Below are 18,223 nucleotides of genomic sequence, written 5' to 3'. Positions count from 1 at the left end.
GGACCTCCTCGACGACGTCCGCGGTGAGGACCCCAGTGCGCGCCCGTCCGGGGTGGAGCGGCAGAGGAGCAGGTCACCGGGAGCAGGGGACCTCGGTCGCCGCGCGGCGGTGCCGGAGGTCCTCCCTCCCGGGCACCGGCGAGGACGGCCCGGGCCCGAGCCGTCCGGCTGCGGACGGAGGCGACCCGGTCGGTCACCGTCGGCACCGGAGTCCCACGAGGGCCGCCGACGATGACCCGCAGCCCGTCCGGCCGGGTCCTCCCCGGGTGCGGCGGGGGCCTGGCCGCACTGCTCCTCCGCGGCGGCCCGGGTGCCGTCCCGGTCGTCCCCTTCCCCGGACACGCCGCAGTGTCGGCCGGTGTGCCTGTCCGTGGACACGGCCGTTCCCGGACACCCGCCACCGGGGTACTCCGGCCCGGACGTCCCGGACCTCCGGCACGCCCCGGAGGTCGCGGCGTCGCTCTACCGTGCCGACGTGCCGGCGAGTGACGTGCCCGACGAGGCGGACGCGCGGGAAGTGCCGGCCGTCCCGTCGTCCCCGCCCGCCGCCGACGGCGCGGGCCCCGGGCGCTGGAGTGCCGAGCCGCCCTGGCTGCGCCGCGTCCTGCTGCTGGCGCTGCTCGCCGTCGCCGCCTACCAGGTGGCGGGGTGGGCCTTCACCCACCTGCGCGGCTTCCTCGGCCTGGTGTTCCTGGCCTGGATGTTCTCGATCAGCATCGAGCCGGCCGTGCACGCGCTCACCCGCCGGGGACTGCGCCGCGGCGCCGCCACCGGTCTGGTGGTGCTCGGCGTGGTGGTCCTCGTGATCGGCCTGGTGGCCGCCTTCGGCACCCTGCTGGTCGACCAGCTCGCGGGGCTGGTGAGCTCGCTCCCCGACGTGATCAGGGACGTGGTGGAGGCGGTCAACCGGACGTTCGGCACCACGCTGCAGCCCGGCGACGTCGTGGACTCCCTCCAGCTCACCCCCTCCCGCGTCCAGCAGGTCGTGCAGGACCTCACACCCGGTGTCGTCGGGATCGTGACCGCGGTGATCGGGGCGGTCTTCCAGACGCTGACGTTCCTGCTGTTCGCCTACTACATGTCCGCCCAGGCGCCCGCCCTGAGGGACACCGTCTCCCGCCGCTTCCCGCCCCGGCAGCAGCGGGTCATCGCGACCGTCTGGGACATCGCGGTGGAGAAGACCGGTGGCTACGTGTTCTCGCGGTTGCTGCTCGCGCTGCTCAGCGCGTTCGTCACGGCCGTCTTCCTGCTGGTCCTGGGGGTGCCGTTCTGGTTGCCGCTCGCGCTCTGGACCGGGCTGGTCTCGCAGTTCATCCCCACCGTGGGGACCTACCTGGCGATCGGCCTGCCGGCCGTCGTGGCCCTCGCCGGCCAGCCGTCGGACGCGCTGTGGGTCGTCGTCTTCGGCGCCGCGTACCAGCAGGTGGAGAACTACCTGGTGGGGCCGAGGATCACGGCACGCACGGTGCACGTGCACCCGGCGGTCGCCCTCGGCTCGGTGATCGTCGGCGTGAGCCTGCTGGGGGCCATGGGGGCACTGGTCGCCATCCCGGTCGTCGCCGCGGTCCAGGCGGTGATCGAGACCTACGGGCACCGCTACGAGCTCGTCGCCGACGACGGCCCGGGGGTCCCGCAGCGTGTCGCCCGTCGGCGGTGGCGCGGGGTGCTGCGGCAGCCGCGGTGACCGCACCGCGGGTACGACGGCGCGGGACCACCGGGCCGTCGGCCGGGCGTCGTCGACCGGTGGACCGGCGGCGTCCGTACGTCCCGGATCGCCGGCGACCTTCGGCCCTCAACGAGGAGCGCCGGTGTCCCCAGCATCGGGACATGACCGACCTGAGGACCCGTCCCCCGTCGACCGCCGGGCGCCGCGGCGGCGCCGTGGCCGCCGCGCTGGCCAACGGAGTCCTCCTGCTGCTGGTCCACGTCTGGCCCGGGTGGGAGGTCGTGCCCTTCCTGACCGACGACACGACCCGGGTGCTGCGCTACGTCGACGCCGCGCTGATCGCCGGCATCGCGGTCGCCCTGCTGCAGCTGGTGCGCCCGGGGGGAGCGTCGGTCCCGGCGGGGACGGTCGTGACGACGGCCTTCGGCCTGGCGGCCACGGTGCGGGTGCTGCAGGTCTTCCCGTTCGACCTGGACCCCGGCTGGGAGGTCGTCGTGCGCGTCGTCCTGTGGATCGGCGTGGCCGGCGGCGTCGTCGGGATCCTCGTCGCGCTGGTGGCGCTGCTCCGCCTGCGCGCGGCCCGGCGGTAGACGGCCGTGCTGGACACCCCCGCTCCGGCCGACCCCCCGGTCGTGCTCTCCCTCGACGTCGGCTCGTCCTCGTTGCGGGCCGCCGTGCGCGACCCGGACCTGCGCGTGCGCCGGCCGGGTCCTCCGGCGCACGACGGCCGGGCCTCCCGGCAGGCGGAGGCAGGGGCCTCCGGCGCGACGCGCCGGGTCCTCGGGCACGACGCGCCGCTCCGGGGCAGGAGCCGCGCCGCCACCCGGTGACAGCCGGGGGCACCGTGCCCCAACCTGGGCCGATCCGGACCCGGGGGACATCTGAGCGAGCGGATGGGGCGGGTGGTCGACGGTGGCAGACCTGACGATCGAGCGGTCGCCCGAGCGCCACGGCACCGGACCCGCTCCCGACCTGCGGCCCGACCGGCGGGCGTCCGGTGCGCCGTCGCCGCCGTCCGACGGCGTCGCGCTGTCCCGCCTGCTGGCCCTGGCCCGGCTCACCGTCCCGCAGGCCCTGGAGCTGGCCGCGGCGGTGCTGGAGGCGGCCGCGCAGCTGCCGGTGTCCGGGGTCGCCGACCCCGGGAGCGGCGGCCCACACGTCCGCGCGGTGGTCGGCCCCGACGGTCGCGTGGCCCTCCACCGGGCCGCGGCGCCGAGCGGTCGCGCCGTCGCAGCGGTCCTCGGCGACGTGGCGGCGGCCGCCCCGTCGCGCGCCGGCTCCGCCGATCCGGTCCCGGACCCGCTCTCGGCCGCCCTCGACGCGGCGGTGGCGGACCTGCCCGACGCCGGCGTCCCCGCCGTGGCGCGCAGGCTGGCCGAGACCGCCGCCGCCGTCGACCGCGACGCCGTCCGCGGCGAGCTCGGCGCGCTGGTGCGCGCGATCGGCGCCGGCGGACCGGTGGCCGCGGCCCCGCCGGCCGCGGTCCGCGCCCCGGTGACCCGTCCGGTCCGGCGGGAGGGCTCCCGGACCGCGCGGCGCGTCGGCGCGTGGCTGCTCTCGGTCCTCGTCCTGGCCGCGGTGGTCACCGTCGAGGTCGTCGTGCTGCGCGACGACATCGCCGACGACGTCGACGTGCTCCTGGACGCCGGCCGCTCCGGGGTGGAGCCGACCGTCGAACCGGAACCCGACGGCGTGCCGATCACTCCGCCCGCCCCGGCGGCGTCCGGCAGCGTCACCGGGGTCGACCTGCGCGGCCTCACGGGGTGCGAGCCGGGCGCGCCGTGCACCGTGCGGGTGCAGGTGCGGCTCGACGCCGGGGCCGCCGACCGGCAGGTGACCTGGTCCTACCTGCTCGTCGACCGCTGCACCGGCGCCACGTCCACGGCGCCGGGGGGCACGGTGACCGTCCCGGCGGGAGGAACGCGGGCCGAGGCCGTCGGCGTCGTCGCGCTGCCGCCGGTGCCGGCCGTCGCGGTGCTGGCCGTCACCGACCTCCCCGCGGCGGCCGCCTCCGCGCCGCTGCCCGTGGGGTCGTGCCCACCCGAGCTCCTGGCCCGCTGACCGACGGGAGGTCCGCATGCCGTACCCCCTGCCGGCCGGGCGGCCGGCGGACGAGGTCAGGAGCCGGCGGTGGAGCCGGCGTCAGCGCCGGGTGCTGTGGGCGGGCCCGGAGGAGCCGCCCGGGGAACGCGACGGGCTGCCCGCCGGACCGGACGGCAGGCGGCGGCGGACCCGGCAGGAGCGCCGGGACCGCCGCAGCGCCCTGTTCGACCTGGTCGCGGTCGTCGCCGCCCTCGCCGTGGTCGGGCTCGGGCTGGCCAACCTGTACCTGATCGGGGACACCGACCTCGCGGTCCGCCAGGCCGTGATCGCCGCCGGGGGCGTGCTGGCCCTCGCCGTGTTCTGGCGGGTCCGCGTCCGGTACCTCGCCGTGCTGGGCCGGATCGCCTACGCCGCGGCCGTCGTCTTCCTCGTCGGCGTCCTCACGGTCGGGGTGACGGTGAAGGGCGCCACCCGGTGGTTCGTCCTCGGCTCGGTCACCTTCCAGCCCTCCGAGCTGGCCAAGCTGGGGGTGCTGCTGGTCCTCGCCGCGGTCCTCGGCTCCGGCCGGCCGGCGTGGCAGCGCTTCTCCCTCGCCGTGCTGCTCGCCGCCGTGCCCATCGGCCTGACGCTGCTGCAGCCCGACCTCAGCACCACGGCGCTGCTCGTCGTCCTCACCGCGTCGATGCTCGTCCTCGGGCGGGTGCCCGCGCGCTTCCTGCTCCCGCTGGGCGCCGCGGTCGTCGTCTGCGCGCCGCTGCTGATCAGCCTGCTGCAGCCCTACCAGCTGCAGCGCCTCGGCACGTACCTGGTCGGCGCCCACGAGTCGCCGACCGGCTCGGGCTGGGCGCTGCGGCAGGCGCACATCGCGGTGGCCTCCGGCGGCCTCCTCGGCCGCGCCGACGACCCGCTGCGCGAACTGCGCGCCGAGTACCTGCCCGAGGGGCACACGGACCTCGCGCCGGCGAGCCTGGTCGGCCAGTGGGGGCTGGTCGCAGGCGCCGGGGTCGTCCTCGCCGTCGTCGTCCTCGTGTGGCGGCTCGCGCTGGCCGCCCGCCGGGCGCGCACACCGCACGCCGCGCTCGTCGGCGGCGGGCTGGCCGTCCTCATGGGCGTCGAGACCGTCGTCTCGGTGGGCGCCAACCTCGGGCTGCTGCCCCTGGCCGGCGTCCCGTTCCCGCTGCTCAGCTACGGCGGGACGGCGTTGGTCGTGCACCTGGCCGCGATCGGCGTCGTGCTGGGCGTCCGCCGCGACAGCGCCCGCCGCCGGCTGTGGGCGCTCCCGGTCCGGCGCAACCCACGCCCGCGGCTGCTCCGGCTGGCCGCGGCGGCCCTGTCGGTCCTCCTGGTCTCGTTCGGCCTGTACGGCTGGCGGCTGCAGGTCACCCGCGGCGAGGAGCTCTCGCTCGCCGGTGAGGAGCAGATGACCCGCTGCATCCGGCTGCCCGCGCCCCGCGGCGCCATCACCGACCGGCACGACGCCCCGCTCGCCGTGGACGCCGCGGCCGCCGGCACCGGCGTGGACCGGGTGCTCGTGGTCCCGGCGCTGCTCCGCGACGACCCCGCGGCCGTCGAACGGCTCGCCGCGCTGACCGGCCCGCCGGCCGCCGACCTGCACGCGGCGCTCGACGCGGCGGAGCCCACGGCGCTGTCCCTGCCCGTGGCCGAGCTGCCCCGTCCCGCCGCGGACGCCGTCGCCGCGGCCGGCATCGCCGGCGTGCTCGTCGTCCCGGAGCCCCGCCGGTGGTACCCGGAGGGTGCCGCGCTGGGGCCGGTCCTCGGGTTCGTCGGCGTGGCCACCCCCGAGTCCGAGGAGCGCTGGCCCGGCCTGCCCACCGGCGAGATCGTCGGCCGGGCCGGCCTCGAGCTGCAGTACGACGCGGTGCTGCGCGGGACCAACGGGCGCCAGTGCCTGTACGTCGACCCGGCCGGTGTGCCCGTCGCGCTCGCCGGGCGCACCGAGCCGGTGCCCGGCGCGGACCTGCGGCTGTCGCTGGACGTCGGCCTGCAGCGGCGGCTGTACGACGGGCTGGTGACCGCCCTGGGCAACCAGCGGCGGCCGGTGGGGGCCGTCGCCGCCGCGGTCGCGATGGACCCCCGCTCGGGACAGGTGCTGGCCATGGCCAGCGCCCCCTCCTCCGACAACAACGTGTGGGGGCCGCCGGCCGACGCCGCCGCGCTGGCGGCGCTGGACGAGGCGCCCGGGTCACCGACGCTCGAGCACGTGACCCAGGCGGCCGTGCCGCCCGGGTCCACGTTCAAGCTGGTGGTGGCCGCGGCCAACCAGGCGCACGGCACCCGGGACCCCCGCCAGGTCGTCCCCACCGGGGGCAGCTTCGCCTACGGCGGTCACACCTTCGGCAACTGGAAGCCGATGGGGCCGATGGACCTGGTCGACGCGATCGCCATGTCGAACGACGTCTACTTCTACGAGCTGGCCCTCGCGCTCGGGCCCGAGGCGATCGCGGAGACCGCCACCGCGCTGGGGGTGGGGCAGCGGACCGGCATCGACCTGCCCGGCGAGTCGGCCGGCTACCTCGGCACCCCCGAGTCGGTGGAGGCCGACGGGGGCACCTGGTACGGCGGATCGACCGTCATCCTCGGGATCGGGCAGGGCGAGATCCAGGTCACCCCGCTGCAGAACGCCCGGTGGACCGCTGCCGTGGCCACCGGCGCGCTGGTCACCCCCCGGCTGGGGATGGCGATCGGGACGGCGGACTCGGGGTGGAACGCGCTGCCGGCGCCGGAGGCCACGCCGCTGCCCTTCGCCGCGGCGCTCGGGCCGGTGCGGGAGGGCATGCGCGCGGTGGTGACCTCCGGCACGGGCGCCCGGTACGCCGACCTGCCGGCGCCGGTCGGCGGCAAGACCGGCACCGCGCAGGACGGCGGCCTGGCCGACGACGAGTACGACTACTGGATGACCGCCGCGGCCCCGATGGACGCTCCCGAGATCGTGGTCACCACGCTGGTGCAGGCGCCGGACACCGCGCCGAGGAGCGCGGGAGACGTCGCCGAGGACGGGCTGCGGTACTACCTGGACAACCGGGACGGGGTGCTGGCCACCGCCCCGGTGCAGGCCCCCTGATCCGCGTTCAGCGGCGGCCGTAGGCCGACAGCAGCGCCCGGTTGCGCAGCGCCCGCGCGGCGCCCTCGGCGACGCAGGTCAGCGGCTCGTCGGCGCACTTGACCGGCAGGCCGAGCGCCCGCTCCAGCTCCTGCGGCAGGCCCGGCACCAGCGAGGACCCGCCGAACAGGAGCACGCCCTCGCCCATCACGTCGGCGATCGCCTGCGGTGGGAGGTCGTCGAGGCAGGGGACCAGCGTCCGGAGGACCTCGTCGACGACCGGGCGCAGGGCCCCGGCGACCTCGGCCGCCGGGACCGTGGCCAGCCGCGGCCGCCCGGTGACCCCGTCCCGGCCCTGAACGACCAGCGGCTCGTCCCCCGCCGAGGCCAGGCGGACCTTGAGCGCCTCCGCCTCGAGGTCACCGACGAGGAGCTGCTGCTGCTCGCGCAGGTACCGGGCGACGGCGAGGGTCATCTCCTCACCGCCGGTCTTGCTGGTGCGGGAGGCGAGCACGCCCCCGTAGCAGAAGGCGACCGCCTCGGACCGGCCGCCGCCGACGTCGACGACCATGTGGACCCGCCGCTCCAGCGGGTCGATGCCGCAGCCGACGGCCCCGGCGACCGCCTCGTCCAGCGCGGTCACCGGGCGGATGCCGGCCTCCTCGGCGGCCTCGAGCAGCGCGCGGTGCTCCAGGGCGCTGGAACCGGCGGGCACGGTGACCACCGCGCGGACGGGCAGCCGCCACAGCCGTTGTCCCGCCGCCCGCAGCACCGCGCGCAGGTAGGTGCGGGTGGTCTCGAGGTCGGTGACCACGCCGTCGTCCAGGGGGCGGACCGAGGCGTACCGGGACGGCGCGCGACCGAGCAGCTCGGCGGCCTCCCGGCCGACGGCGAGGACGCGTTCCCGGCGGCCGCTGCCGCGCCGCACGAGCATGACGGTGGGCTCGTCGTAGAGGATGCCGCGCCGCACGTCGCTGACGACCGTGGTGGCGGTACCGAGATCGATCCCGAGTTCCACGCGGTGCCTCCTGACCGCCGGGACCGCCAGTGTGGTGGCGGCTCCGTGCGCGGTCCAGCCCCGGCCGCTCCGGGGCCGGAGGTCCCGGCGGCAGGGACCTCCGGCCCGGGGGACGGGTGGGCCGCCCGTGTCACGGTCGGGGTCGACGCACCGGCACGGGGAGGACCCATGAAGGACAGCACTGCGACCGACCGGGCACCGGCCTTCGGGGCGCCCGTCGAGCGGGACGGGGCCACGGTGGTCCCCGTGACGTCGTCGACGAGTCACACGGCCAGTGCCGGTGACGGCCGTACCGGGCACGGCCCGACCGCCCAGATGGCCGGGGTCCGGCCGCTGGGCGCCTTCGAGGTCCGCGACGGCCGGGTGCGCTGGCACCCCGTCGTCGACGTCACCCGGGTGGTGACCACGGCGGAGGTCGTCGTCGGCGCGGTCGCGGTCGCCTCCCGCCTGGCGCGCAGGCCCAGCCCGGCGGTGGCGCGGGTGACCATGGGGCCCGGCGGCTGGGTGAGCATGAAGGGCGGCGCGATGGCCGTGCGGCCGGCCGCCCGGTTGTGGCGGCGGGCCCGCCCACCGGCACCCGTCCGGCGGCCGTGGTGGGCCCGGCTGCTGGCCGCCACGGCGCTCGAGCGGCTGGTCGGCTGATGACCCTGGCGGGACGGGTCCGCAACCGGTTCGTGAACCCGGTCGTGCGCGCCCTGTCCCGCAGCCCGGGGCGCCGACTGCTCGGCCGGCACCTGGTGGTGCTCGGCTACAGCGGGCGGCGGACCGGGCGGCGGTACGAGCTGCCGGTGATGACCGCCCCGGCCGGCGCGGACCTCGTCGTCCTGGTCGGCGGCGCGGCCGGCAAGACCTGGTGGCGGAACCTGACCGACGGTCCGCGCGACGTCACCGTCCGGCGCGACGGGCGCGAGGAGCCCTACCGGGCCCACCTGCTGCACCCCGGCGGGCCCGGCAGGGACGACGCGGTCGCCGCCTACCGCGCGGCCTTCCCGCGGGTGACCGTCCCGCCGGGCGACCCGCTCCTGGTGCTGGAGCCGGCCCGGCCCGGCTGAGCCGGTGCGCCGGGAGGACGTGCGGCGCCGGCTCCGGGACCTCCGGCACTACGGGCCCGTCGTCCCGGTGACGGACGCTCCCCGGGTGAGCACCCCGGCCCCCGTCGCGCCCGCCGGCCCCCGGCCCGTCGCCCCCGGCTCCCCGCTCTGGCGCCGGTGGCTGGTGGTCGTCACCGCGGGGGAGGCCGCCGGCTTCCTCGTCCCGGTGCTGGTCGTGCTGTCCGGTGCCGCGGACACCGCGGGCGCTGCCGGGCTGGTGGTGCTGCTCCTCGCCGGCGCTGCGGAGGGCGCGCTGCTGGGCGCCGCCCAGGCCTCGGTGCTGGCGCGGGAGGTCGCGGACCTTTCCCGGCGGGACTGGGTGCTGCGCACCGCTGCGGCGGCGGTGCTCGCCTGGGCCGTGGGGACGGGCCCGAGCACGTGGGCGGCCGCGGTCCTCGACTGGCCGGTCCCGGTGCAGGCCGTGCTCGCGGTGGTCGCCGGAGGCGTCCTGCTCGGCTCGATCGGGGTGGCCCAGTGGACGGTGCTGCGCCGGCACGTGCCGCACGCCGGGCGCTGGGTCGCCTGGACCACGGCCGCCTGGCTGGCGGGTCTCGCGGTGTTCACCGCGATCACGACGCCGCTGTGGCAGCCGGGCCAGGCCCCTGTGCTGATCGCGGCCGTCGGCGCCGTCGGCGGCCTGGCCATGGCGCTGACCATGGCCGCCGTGACCGGACGCGGTGCCGTCCGGCTCCTGGCCGGCCGGCGCCGGACCTGACCGGGCGAACGGCCACCCCCGGTCGCGCCGGGCCGGACCCGGCCCGGCTCCGGTACGCCCGCGCGGTGCCGGTCGCGACGGGGTAGGGAGAGGACAGCGACGAGCTCGACCCCGACGACCACGTGGAGGAACGCCGAGTGGACCAGCAGCAGTGGACAGCGGTCGTGGAGGCGGCGACCCGAGCCCCGTCGATCCACAACACCCAGCCGTGGGCCTTCCGCGCCGGCGGTGACCGGCTGGAGGTCCGGACCGACCCCGGGCGGGCGCTGCACACCCTCGACCCCAGCGGCCGGCAGCGGACCGTCAGCTGCGGCGTGGCGGTCGAGTTCGCCGTCGTCGCGCTGGCCGCGGCGGGACGCGCCGCCGACGTCGAGCTGCTGCCCGACGTGGCCGACCCGGACCTGCTGGCCGCCGTGACGGTGACCGGGGACCGGGAACCGGGGGAGCGTGACCGGGCGCTGGGCGACGCGATCGCCGTCCGGCACACCGAGCGGGCCCCGTTCCTCCCGAGGGCGGTGCCCGCCGAGCTGCTCGACCGGCTGCAGGCCGTCGCCGGGGACTTCCGGGTCTGGTCCAAGGCGATCACCGAGTCGGAGGAGGAGGTCGCCACCGTCTTCCTCCTCTCCCGCGCGGAGGAGATCGAGCAGGGCGAGCCGGAGTACCTCGAGGAGCTGCAGCGGTGGATGCGGACCGACCCGACCGCCGTCGACGGCATCCCGGTGGGCGCGGTCCCGGCCGACGACCCGTCGACGCGGCCGTCGAACTGGCTGATCCGCGACTTCGTCGTCGGCTCGCGGTCGGGCGGCCCGGTGTCGCACGACCGGGACCCCGACGCGCCCCCGCCCGAGGTGGAGCGCCCGACCGTCGTCCTCATGGGCACCGACGGCGACGACCGCGAGGCGTGGTTGACGGCCGGCCGTGCCCTGGGCCGGGTGCTGCTGGAGGCGACCGCCGCGGGGCTGGCCGCCTCGCCGCTCACCCAGGCCCTGGACTGGCCGGCCACGCGGACGCAGCTGCGCTCCCGCCTGTCCCTGGTCGGGTACCCACAGATGCTGCTGCGGCTGGGCTACCCCAGCGGCGACCGGACGCCGTCGACCAACCGCCGCCCGGTCGCCGACGTCCTCACCTTCGGCTGAGCCCGGCGGCGGGCGGGGTCCCCCAGCCGGGCCCAGCGGCGGGTGCCGGTGCCTGGAACGGCGCCCTCAGGCCGGGGTGCGCGTGCCCTGGTGGAAGCGCAGCCGCCAGCCTGCCGCAGGGGCGCGCACCCACACCGAGCTGCGCAGCGAGCCCCGTCCTCCGCTCACCCGGTAGGTGAGGAGGACGACGTCCTCGGCGAGTCGCACCGGCGCGAACGCCTCAGCGGCGCCAGGCGTCGTCGGGTCCGCGGCCAGCGCATCGACGATCGTCTCCCGGTCCCAGACCCGCCCCGAGGCGCCGAACTCCTGGAAGTCGGGGTGCAGCAGCCCGTCGACGCGGCGACGGTCGGCGCGGACGTCGGGCCTGAGCAGCAGTCGCTCGAGCTCGACCACCGCCGCTGCCTCGTCGTCGTCGGTCACGCGGACAGGGTGGCGGCCGCGGCGGGCCGGGGCGATCGGCGGCTCCTGGATCCGGGCACCTCGCCCGACACCCGAGTGCTCCCACACCGTGCGGGGAGCCCCGACACTGGGGTCCCGCGGCGGTCGGTGGCACCGTCGCCCGGCTGGTCAGGAGGGCCGACCGTGTTCGCTCGAGTCGCCGTCTGGGAGCCCATGCCGACCGACGACCGGTCCTGGGTGCTGGAGGCCGCGAAGGCCGTCCCCGGTGTGCGCGAGACCTTCCACCTCGTCGATCCCGAGACCGGCAACGGCCTGTCCGTGGGCCTCTACGACAGCCGGGAGGCGATCAGTGCGGCCCACGCCGCGATCGAGCAGCGCGCCCGGGAGATCGGCTGGCACGACCGGCCGCGGCCGGGGCCGGTGTCGGTCACCGTGTACGAGGTGGTCCGGAGCTGAGGGCCCGACCACCCGGTGGGGGTCGGGTCCCGGTGCGTTGGACCCGCCGGACCCGGGCCCTTCGGCGGTGACCGCCCCGGCGGGCGGCTCCCTAGCGTCGACCTGCCACCGCAGCGCGGTGGACGCCGGTGACCACCCGAGACGGGGTCGCCCGCCGAACGGAACGGGGGAGCGGGACGTGAGGACGAGACTGCGCCGGCTGCCGGGGCTGGTCGCCGCCCTGGCCGCGACGGCCGCCGCGACGGGGCTGGCGCGGCGCCCCACGGGGGAGCCGGTCAGCGTGACGACCCCGCGGGGGCAGACCGCGGAGCTGGCCGGCAGCGGGCTGTACGCGCACGACACCGTGTTCACCGCCGCGGGGAACACCGCCGTCGACGCCGTCGTGCTGGCGTTCGGCGTGCCCCTGGTGATCACCTCCTGGCTGCAGCACCGCGCGGGGTCCCCGCGCGGGTCCCTGCTGCTCACCGGCACGTTCGGGTACCTGCTCTACGTCTACGCCAACTACGCCCTGGGGGCCGCCTACAACCCCCTGTTCCTGGCCTACGTGACGCTGGTGGCGACCGCGCTCGCCGGCTTCCTCACCGGCCTCGCGACCACCGACCGGGCCGCCCTGCGCGCCCTCGCCGCCGACCCCGGCGTCCCGCACCGCGCGCTGTCGCGCTTCCTCCTCACCGCCGCGGCCGTGACCGCCGTCGTGTGGCTCCAGCCGCTGCTGACCGCGCTGCGCACCGGGGGGACGCCCGAGCTCCTCGACGTCTACACCACGCCGGTGACCTCCGCGCTCGACCTCGCCGTCGTCGCACCGGCCGCGGCGCTGGCCGGGCTGCTGGTCCGCCGCGGCGACCCGCGGGGCCACCTGCTCGCGGTCCCGCTGCTGGTGCTGATCGTGCTGCTCCTGCCCACCATCGCGCTGAGCACCGTCCTGCAGGCCGCCGCCGGGATCTCGTTCACCGTCCCCCAGGTCGTCGGTCCGATCGCGGGCTTCGGCGTCCTCGGCGCGATCGGGGCCCGGCTGCTGACCCGCCTGCTGCGCGCCGTCCCGGCGGTGCCCACCCCCGGTCCCGTCCCGCCGAGCGAGGTCCCCGATGAGCACGTCCACGTCTGACCGCCCGCGCACGCCGGCGCGGCCGCCGCGCGCCTTCACCCGCCGCCTCGCCGCCGAGTGCCTGCCGGCCGGGCCCGCGGCGGACCCGGTGACCGAGGCCGACCTGGACGGCCTGCCGCCCGCCGCCGTCCGGTACATGGAGGCCATGGGCGTCGTCGGGCGCCCGCGCACCCGGGCGCTGCGCGCCCACTGGCGCGGCCGCTTCCGCCGCCGCACCGACGGCCCGTGGATGCCGTGCGACGCGTGGCAGGTCAACACCGCCGAGGAGGTGGCGCGTTACTACCGGATGCGGCTGCTGGTCGGGCGCGTGGTGCCGATGTGGGGTTGGGACACCTACCGGCACGGCGCCGGGCGGATGCTGGGCAGGGCCCTGGGCGTGGTCACGGTGGCCGACGGGTCGGGCCCGGAGTTCGACAGCGGGGAGCTGGTGACCTGGCTCAACGACGCCGTGCTGCTGGCCCCGGCGATGCTGCTGCACCCCCGCACCGGCTGGGAGGACCTCGGCGAGGACCGCTTCGGGGTGTCGGTGACCGATGCCGGGCGCACCGTCGGCGCGGTGGTCGCCCTCGACGGGTGCGGCCGGCCCCTGGACTTCTGGACGGGGGACCGCTGGGCGGACCTGCCCGGCGGGCCGGTGCGGACGCCGTGGAGCACCCCCGTGAGCGGGTGGACCGTCGCCGCCGGGGGACTGCGACCGGTCGGCGGCGCGGCCGTGTGGCACCTGCCCGACGGGGAGTTCACCTACGGCGAGATGACGCTGGCCGACCTCGACCTCGACGTCGTCCCGGGGCGGTGAGCACCGTGCTGCGCGCCGCGCTGCTGGCCGCCGCCGGAGCCGCCGGCCTGGAGTACCTGCACCGCCACCGGGACCGGGGCGCCACCGCGGCCGAGGTCGCCCGGGTCCTGCCCGGCGACGACCTCGTCCCCGAGCCGGCCACCCAGACGACGCTGGCGGTGACCGTGGCCGCGCCCGCCGAGGAGGTGTGGGCGTGGCTGGTGCAGATGGGCGCCGACCGCGGCGGCATGTACAGCTACGACTGGCTGGAGAACCTCGTCGGCCTGGACATCCACACCACCGACGAGATCCGGGAGGAGTGGCAGCACCTCGCCCCGGGCGACCGGGTGGTCGTCGCCCCGGCGGGCTGGGGCCCGCTGCCCGACGGCTACGCCTTCCGGGTCGCCCTCGCCGACCCGCCCCGCACGCTGGTGCTGCGCCAGGCGCCGCCCGAGCACCCGTGGAACGGCGTGTGGACCTTCGCCGTCGTCCCGCTGGACGAGGGGCGCTGCCGCCTGCTGTCCCGGTCCCGCACCCAGGTCGACGCCCGGCTCGCCGCGCGGCTGGCCGGCCGGCTGGGGGAGCCGGTCACCGTGGTGATGACCCGGCGGATGCTCCACGGCATCCGCGAGCGTGCCGAGCGCCGTGCCCGTCCGGTGGAGGCGCCCGCGCAGCGCTGAGCGGGCGGGCCGGGAGGACGAAGGTCCCCCACGACGGGGGACGTCGGCCCGCGTCCCGCCGTCCGCGGACGGCGCAGTCTCGGGTGAGCGCCCGGCGGGTGTCCGGGCAGGAGCGGAGGCGCCACGGTGACGACGGAGCAGACGACGAGCCACGCGGCAGGGCCCGGACGGGTGGTCGTCGGCGTGGACGGCTCACCGGGGGCGCGGGTGGCCCTCGCCTGGGCCCTCGCGGTCGCGGCCCGGGACGGCGCGACGCTCGAGGTGGTCAGCGCCTACCCGGTCGACTTCTACTGGGTCGACCCCTACCTCCTCGACACCAACCGGCTCGACGCCATCCGGTCCGACACCGAACAGCGGGTCCACGAGTTCCTCGCCGAGGTCCGCCAGGACCCGGCCGTGGCCGCCGTGCCCGGCACCGCGGAGGTCGAGACCGACGTCGTGGTGGCCGGCGGCGCCCCGCTGGACCACCTGGTGGCCCGGGCCGAGGGCGCGGACCTGCTCGTCGTCGGCAGCCGCGGCCGGGGCGGTGTGCGGAGCACCCTGCTCGGCTCGGTGGCCCTGCACTGCGTGGCGCACTCGCCCTGCCCGGTCGTCGTGGTGCACCCCGGTGCGATGGCGCCGCCGCCGCGGGTGGTGGTCGGGGTGGACGACTCCCCGGCGGCGCGGACCGCGCTGCAGCGGGCGGCGGAGGAGGCCCGCCGCCTGGGCGCGACGCTCGAGGTGGTCGCGGCGTTCCGGCCCGAGGCCTACTGGAGCGACCTCTACGCCATCACCGCGCCGCCGGCGTCGGAGACCGAGGAGCACGCCCGCGCCCGGACCGGCCAGATCGTCGCGGAGGTGCTCGGCGCCGGCGCCGAGGCCGACGTCCGCGTCGTGCAGGGAGCGCCGGGGGAGGCCCTCGTCGAGCGGGCCGACGGCGCCGCGCTGCTCGTCGTCGGCAGCCGCAGCCGCAGCCGGGTCGTCGGCATGGTCCTGGGCTCGGTGGCGCTGCACTGCGCGGTCAACGCCCCCTGCCCGGTCATGGTCGTGCACCCCCACCCCGCCACCGGGGAGGCGGTGCCCGCGGCGGCCGCGGCGGGCACGGCGCCTGCCCCGGCCCCGGCCCCGGCCGGCTGAGGATCCCGTCAGGGGCGGCGACCGGAGGACGGGTACCCGTCGGCGGCCGCCGCCCCCGACGCCGGCGCGCCGGCCGGCCGCGTCGGCACCCCGACGCCACGGCGGCGGCCCGGTGGGTGACCGGCCCGGCCAGGGCGGCAGCCGCGAGCAGCAGCAGGGCGCTGCCCAGCCCGGCGGCCACCGCGAGCCCGGGCGGTACGTCCGCCACCAGCACCAGGCCGGCCGGCGCCGCCGCGGGGGTGCCCAGCTCGACCAGGTTGTCCAGACGCCGGTGAGCGCCACCGCCCGCGTGGTCGCCGCGGCGGAGAAGCCGTACGAGGAGAACACCGCCGCGTTGACGCCGACGCCGGAGGCGAAGCCGGCCGGCACGGTGTCGATGACCACGGGAGGAGTCCACGGGATCCGGGGCGGTGCCACCCGGGCTGTCGGTCCCGTCCGGCCGGGGCCTCGCGCCCGCGGGCCGACGGGACCGCCGGGCCGGGTCAGGACCCGGTCGGGCCGTCCGGGTGCCCGGCCCGCCGGTCGAGCAGCAGGCCGACCACGGCCGGTCCCCAGGTGGTGAGCGACCGGGTGACGAGGACGGCGGCGCAGGCGGCGGCCACCGGGATCCCGAGCGCCACGAGCAGCAGGACAAGCAGGGCCTCGGGCACCCCGGGCAGCCCGGAGGCCGGCACCGCCATCCACACCAGGCGCAGAGCCGCGTAGCAGCCGGTCAGGGCGAGGAGCGGGACCCCCCCACCGGTCGCCTGGACCGCGGCGGCCAGGACGGCGGCCTCCAGCGCGGCGGCCAGGACCGCCCAGGACACCAGGGGCGCGAGGTCGCGCCGCGACGCCGCGGGGCCCGGCGGCGCCGGCGCGTCGGGCCCGCCGCCGGAGCGGCGGGCCGACAGCTGGCCGGCGCCCACCAGCAGCCACGCGGCCAGACCGGCGGCCGCCGCGGGCAGGGCGTCGGCGGGGGAGCGCCAGTCGGGCGTGGAGCCCTCCACGAAGGTGAGCGCGACCGCGGCCACCGTCACCGCGGCCGCCGCGACCAGCCCGGCCACCGCCGTCCGCTTCGTCGCCGCGTGCGCGGCCGGCGGCAGCAGCCCGGCCCGCTCGAGCAGTCGCGCGCGGGCCCGGCGCTCGCCGTCCCGGCCGTGCACGAGTCCCACGTTGCGGGCGACCAGCGTCACGACCAGTGCCCGGCCGACCGACACCCGCCGGTCCGCGGCGTACCGGACCGCGGTGGCCCGGGCCAGCGCCGTGGCGGCGGCGAGCAGCAATGCCGCGCCGAGCCAGCGCCAGCCCTGCGGTCCGATGCTGCCCGCGGTCGCGCCGGGTCCGGCCGCCAGCACCGGGCCCGCGACGGCGACGGCACAGCCGGCGAGCACGAGGGTCCGGGCGGCCGGACCCGCCGGCGGGAACGCCGGGCGGCCGGGGTCGGGCAGGTCCAGCCGGGCGTGGACGGCGGTGCGCAGGGCGGCCAGGCGCGAGGGGTCGGCACGCAGCCGCCGCCGGGTCTCCGAGGAGAGCGCCAGCGGCGTCAGGGAGGACAGCGCCGCGGCGACGGCCGGCTCCCCGAGGACCTCGATCGCCGCGGCCGTCAGCTCCCCGGGGTCGCAGGTGGTGTCGGGCGCGGCGGCCAGCGAGGCCAGCAGCTCGGCGACGTCGACCGCCTTCTCGTCGTCGGTGGCCCCGGTGCGGGCGTTGCCGAAGTCGACCACCCACGGCCGGCCCTCCGGGTCGACCAGCACGCTGGAGGCCACGAGGTCGCGGTGCGCCACCCCCGCGGCGTGCATCCGGGCCACCTCGCCCCAGACCGCGCGCAGCAGGCCGGGGTCCCGCTCCGCCTGCCCCAGCTCGTCCAGCGGCCGGCCCTCGACGTACTGCTGCACGACGACCGCGTCCCCCTCGCCGCCCCGGGCCAGCAGCACCGACGGCACCCGGACCCCGCGCCGCTCGGCCGTGAGGGCGGCGACGGCCTCGTGCTCGGCCTGGTGGCCCAGCGGCGCCAGGGCGTCGGCGTCCTTCACGTCCCCGGCGACGAACAGCCGCCACAGCCGGTGCAGCCGGTCCCGCTCGTGCCGGTCGGGCTCCAGGTACTTCACGTACAGCCGGTTGCCGTCGGCGTCGACCGCCTGGAACGGCTGCGAGCTGCGGGCCCGCACCGGGGCGGCGACCACCCCGGTGACCGGCAGCCCGAAGCGCTGCAGCAGGGCCTCGACGCGGCCGGGCGGCACCTCCCGCGCCGGCACCCCGAACACCCAGTGCACGAGCGACCCGATCGCCCAGCCCAGGGCGACGCCGCCCACGACGTCGAGGGGCAGGTGGGCGCCCACGTACACGCGGGCGAGCGCCACCGACCAGGCCAGCGCCCAGGCGACCCGGCGGCCCCGCCGGGTCAGGTACGGGGCGGCGGCCGTGGCCAGGGCCGCGGCCACCGCCGAGTGCCCGGAGACGAAGCCGGCGCCGCCGATCGGACCCTCGTGCAGCACCGCGCCGACCGGCAGGCCCGCGGGCCGCTCCCGGCCGACCAGCGACTTGACCAGGTCGGCGGCCAGGTAGGCGGCCAGGCCCGACACGAGGAGGTCGCGCGCCGCGCGGAAGTGCCGCCCGACGGCGGCCGCGACCGCGAGCGCCGGGACGGCGAGGACGTTCCCCAGCTGCATGACCACCCAGACGGCCGGCAGGATGCCGGCCGGCAGGTCGTTGAACAGCCGGAAGAGGTCCCGCTCGAGGACCGGGAGCTGCCCCCGCTGGGCGATGAGGACGCCGATCCCCAGGACGACGAGCCCGAGCGCCACGCGCACCAGGTCGGCCGGCATCCGCTCGGGGGACCGGCGTCCGGCGGGGGCCGGGGGAGCGACGGCGTGCGAGGCCCGTCCCCCAGGGACGGTGCGGCTGGTCACCGGGCCAGTCCAGCGCCCGGCCACGGCGCCGGGCAGGGTCCTCCGACCCTGCTCGCGGTGCCGCCCGGCCCAGG

Annotated in this window: 16 protein-coding genes; 13 read left to right on the top strand and 3 right to left on the bottom strand. The window is 78.2% G+C overall.

Annotated elements, in window-relative coordinates; genetic code table 11:
• Positions 1–475 precede the first annotated feature (475 nt).
• The 4 genes from CHC04_RS07115 (at position 476) to CHC04_RS07095 (ending at position 6,791) form a co-directional block, all read left to right on the top strand.
• Positions 476–1,684, top strand: coding sequence for an AI-2E family transporter (locus CHC04_RS07115; RefSeq protein WP_245817038.1), 1,209 nt, complete (start codon positions 476–478; stop codon positions 1,682–1,684).
• A 143-nt stretch (positions 1,685–1,827) separates the two neighbouring features.
• Complete coding sequence (locus tag CHC04_RS07110; RefSeq protein WP_089403146.1) at positions 1,828–2,256, top strand: hypothetical protein; 429 nt, start codon at positions 1,828–1,830, stop codon at positions 2,254–2,256.
• 322 nt (positions 2,257–2,578) lie between these two features.
• A complete protein-coding gene (locus tag CHC04_RS07100; RefSeq protein ID WP_089403144.1) occupies positions 2,579–3,727 on the top strand; it encodes a hypothetical protein in 1,149 nt (382 codons plus the stop codon).
• A 16-nt stretch (positions 3,728–3,743) separates the two neighbouring features.
• A complete protein-coding gene (locus CHC04_RS07095; RefSeq protein ID WP_245817037.1) occupies positions 3,744–6,791 on the top strand; it encodes an FtsW/RodA/SpoVE family cell cycle protein in 3,048 nt (1,015 codons plus the stop codon).
• 7 nt (positions 6,792–6,798) lie between these two features.
• Here the strand turns inward: CHC04_RS07095 and CHC04_RS07090 are convergent, their stop codons facing one another.
• Complete coding sequence (locus CHC04_RS07090) at positions 6,799–7,788, bottom strand: rod shape-determining protein (RefSeq protein ID WP_089403143.1); 990 nt, start codon at positions 7,786–7,788, stop codon at positions 6,799–6,801.
• A gap of 168 nt (positions 7,789–7,956) precedes the next feature.
• Between CHC04_RS07090 and CHC04_RS07085 the strand changes: the two genes are divergently transcribed.
• From CHC04_RS07085 to CHC04_RS07070, 4 genes are all read left to right on the top strand, one after another.
• Complete coding sequence (locus CHC04_RS07085; protein ID WP_089403142.1) at positions 7,957–8,430, top strand: hypothetical protein; 474 nt, start codon at positions 7,957–7,959, stop codon at positions 8,428–8,430.
• Positions 8,430–8,840: a nitroreductase/quinone reductase family protein gene (locus tag CHC04_RS07080; protein WP_089403141.1), complete on the top strand. Its 411-nt coding sequence runs from the start codon at positions 8,430–8,432 to the stop codon at positions 8,838–8,840. Before CHC04_RS07085 ends, CHC04_RS07080 begins: the two co-directional genes overlap by 1 nt.
• 85 nt (positions 8,841–8,925) lie before the next feature.
• Positions 8,926–9,594: a hypothetical protein gene (locus tag CHC04_RS07075; RefSeq protein ID WP_217897213.1), complete on the top strand. Its 669-nt coding sequence runs from the start codon at positions 8,926–8,928 to the stop codon at positions 9,592–9,594.
• A 137-nt stretch (positions 9,595–9,731) separates the two neighbouring features.
• Positions 9,732–10,730 carry an Acg family FMN-binding oxidoreductase gene (locus tag CHC04_RS07070; protein ID WP_141233709.1) on the top strand — a complete coding sequence of 333 codons (999 nt, stop codon included), beginning with the start codon at positions 9,732–9,734 and terminating at the stop codon, positions 10,728–10,730.
• Between the two features lie 66 nt (positions 10,731–10,796).
• Here CHC04_RS07070 and CHC04_RS07065 read toward each other — a convergent pair whose 3' ends face one another.
• Positions 10,797–11,150, bottom strand: a complete 354-nt coding sequence (locus CHC04_RS07065) for a nuclear transport factor 2 family protein (RefSeq protein WP_089403139.1) — start codon at positions 11,148–11,150, stop codon at positions 10,797–10,799.
• 162 nt (positions 11,151–11,312) lie between these two features.
• Between CHC04_RS07065 and CHC04_RS07060 the strand changes: the two genes are divergently transcribed.
• The 5 genes from CHC04_RS07060 (at position 11,313) to CHC04_RS07040 (ending at position 15,261) form a co-directional block, all read left to right on the top strand.
• Positions 11,313–11,585, top strand: coding sequence for a hypothetical protein (locus tag CHC04_RS07060; RefSeq protein ID WP_089403138.1), 273 nt, complete (start codon positions 11,313–11,315; stop codon positions 11,583–11,585).
• A 178-nt stretch (positions 11,586–11,763) separates the two neighbouring features.
• Positions 11,764–12,690, top strand: a complete 927-nt coding sequence (locus CHC04_RS07055) for a hypothetical protein (protein WP_089403137.1) — start codon at positions 11,764–11,766, stop codon at positions 12,688–12,690.
• Positions 12,671–13,486 carry a DUF6544 family protein gene (locus tag CHC04_RS07050; protein ID WP_089403136.1) on the top strand — a complete coding sequence of 272 codons (816 nt, stop codon included), beginning with the start codon at positions 12,671–12,673 and terminating at the stop codon, positions 13,484–13,486. Before CHC04_RS07055 ends, CHC04_RS07050 begins: the two co-directional genes overlap by 20 nt.
• Entirely contained in the window at positions 13,483–14,145 is a 663-nt protein-coding gene (locus tag CHC04_RS07045) for an SRPBCC family protein (RefSeq protein WP_217897212.1), read from the top strand. Before CHC04_RS07050 ends, CHC04_RS07045 begins: the two co-directional genes overlap by 4 nt.
• A 126-nt stretch (positions 14,146–14,271) precedes the next feature.
• Positions 14,272–15,261 carry a universal stress protein gene (locus CHC04_RS07040; RefSeq protein ID WP_089403135.1) on the top strand — a complete coding sequence of 330 codons (990 nt, stop codon included), beginning with the start codon at positions 14,272–14,274 and terminating at the stop codon, positions 15,259–15,261.
• 482 nt (positions 15,262–15,743) lie between these two features.
• Here CHC04_RS07040 and CHC04_RS07035 read toward each other — a convergent pair whose 3' ends face one another.
• The gene (locus CHC04_RS07035) at positions 15,744–18,149 is read right to left on the bottom strand and encodes a phosphatase PAP2 family protein (protein ID WP_141233708.1); all 2,406 of its coding nucleotides are present in this window, start codon (positions 18,147–18,149) and stop codon (positions 15,744–15,746) included.
• Between the last annotated feature and the right edge of the window lie 74 nt (positions 18,150–18,223).

The sequence above is a fragment of the Geodermatophilus saharensis genome (assembly GCF_900188205.1).
Classification (GTDB): Bacteria; Actinomycetota; Actinomycetes; order Mycobacteriales; family Geodermatophilaceae; genus Geodermatophilus; species Geodermatophilus saharensis.
This window is presented reverse-complemented; position numbering and strand designations above follow the sequence as displayed.

Coding starts and splice junctions, on each gene's coding strand:
- CHC04_RS07110 (WP_089403146.1), top strand. CDS start 1,828: ATGACCGACCTGAGGACCCGTCCCCCGTCGACCGCCGGGCGCCGCGGC.
- CHC04_RS07095 (WP_245817037.1), top strand. CDS start 3,744: ATGCCGTACCCCCTGCCGGCCGGGCGGCCGGCGGACGAGGTCAGGAGC.
- CHC04_RS07085 (WP_089403142.1), top strand. CDS start 7,957: ATGAAGGACAGCACTGCGACCGACCGGGCACCGGCCTTCGGGGCGCCC.
- CHC04_RS07080 (WP_089403141.1), top strand. CDS start 8,430: ATGACCCTGGCGGGACGGGTCCGCAACCGGTTCGTGAACCCGGTCGTG.
- CHC04_RS07050 (WP_089403136.1), top strand. CDS start 12,671: ATGAGCACGTCCACGTCTGACCGCCCGCGCACGCCGGCGCGGCCGCCG.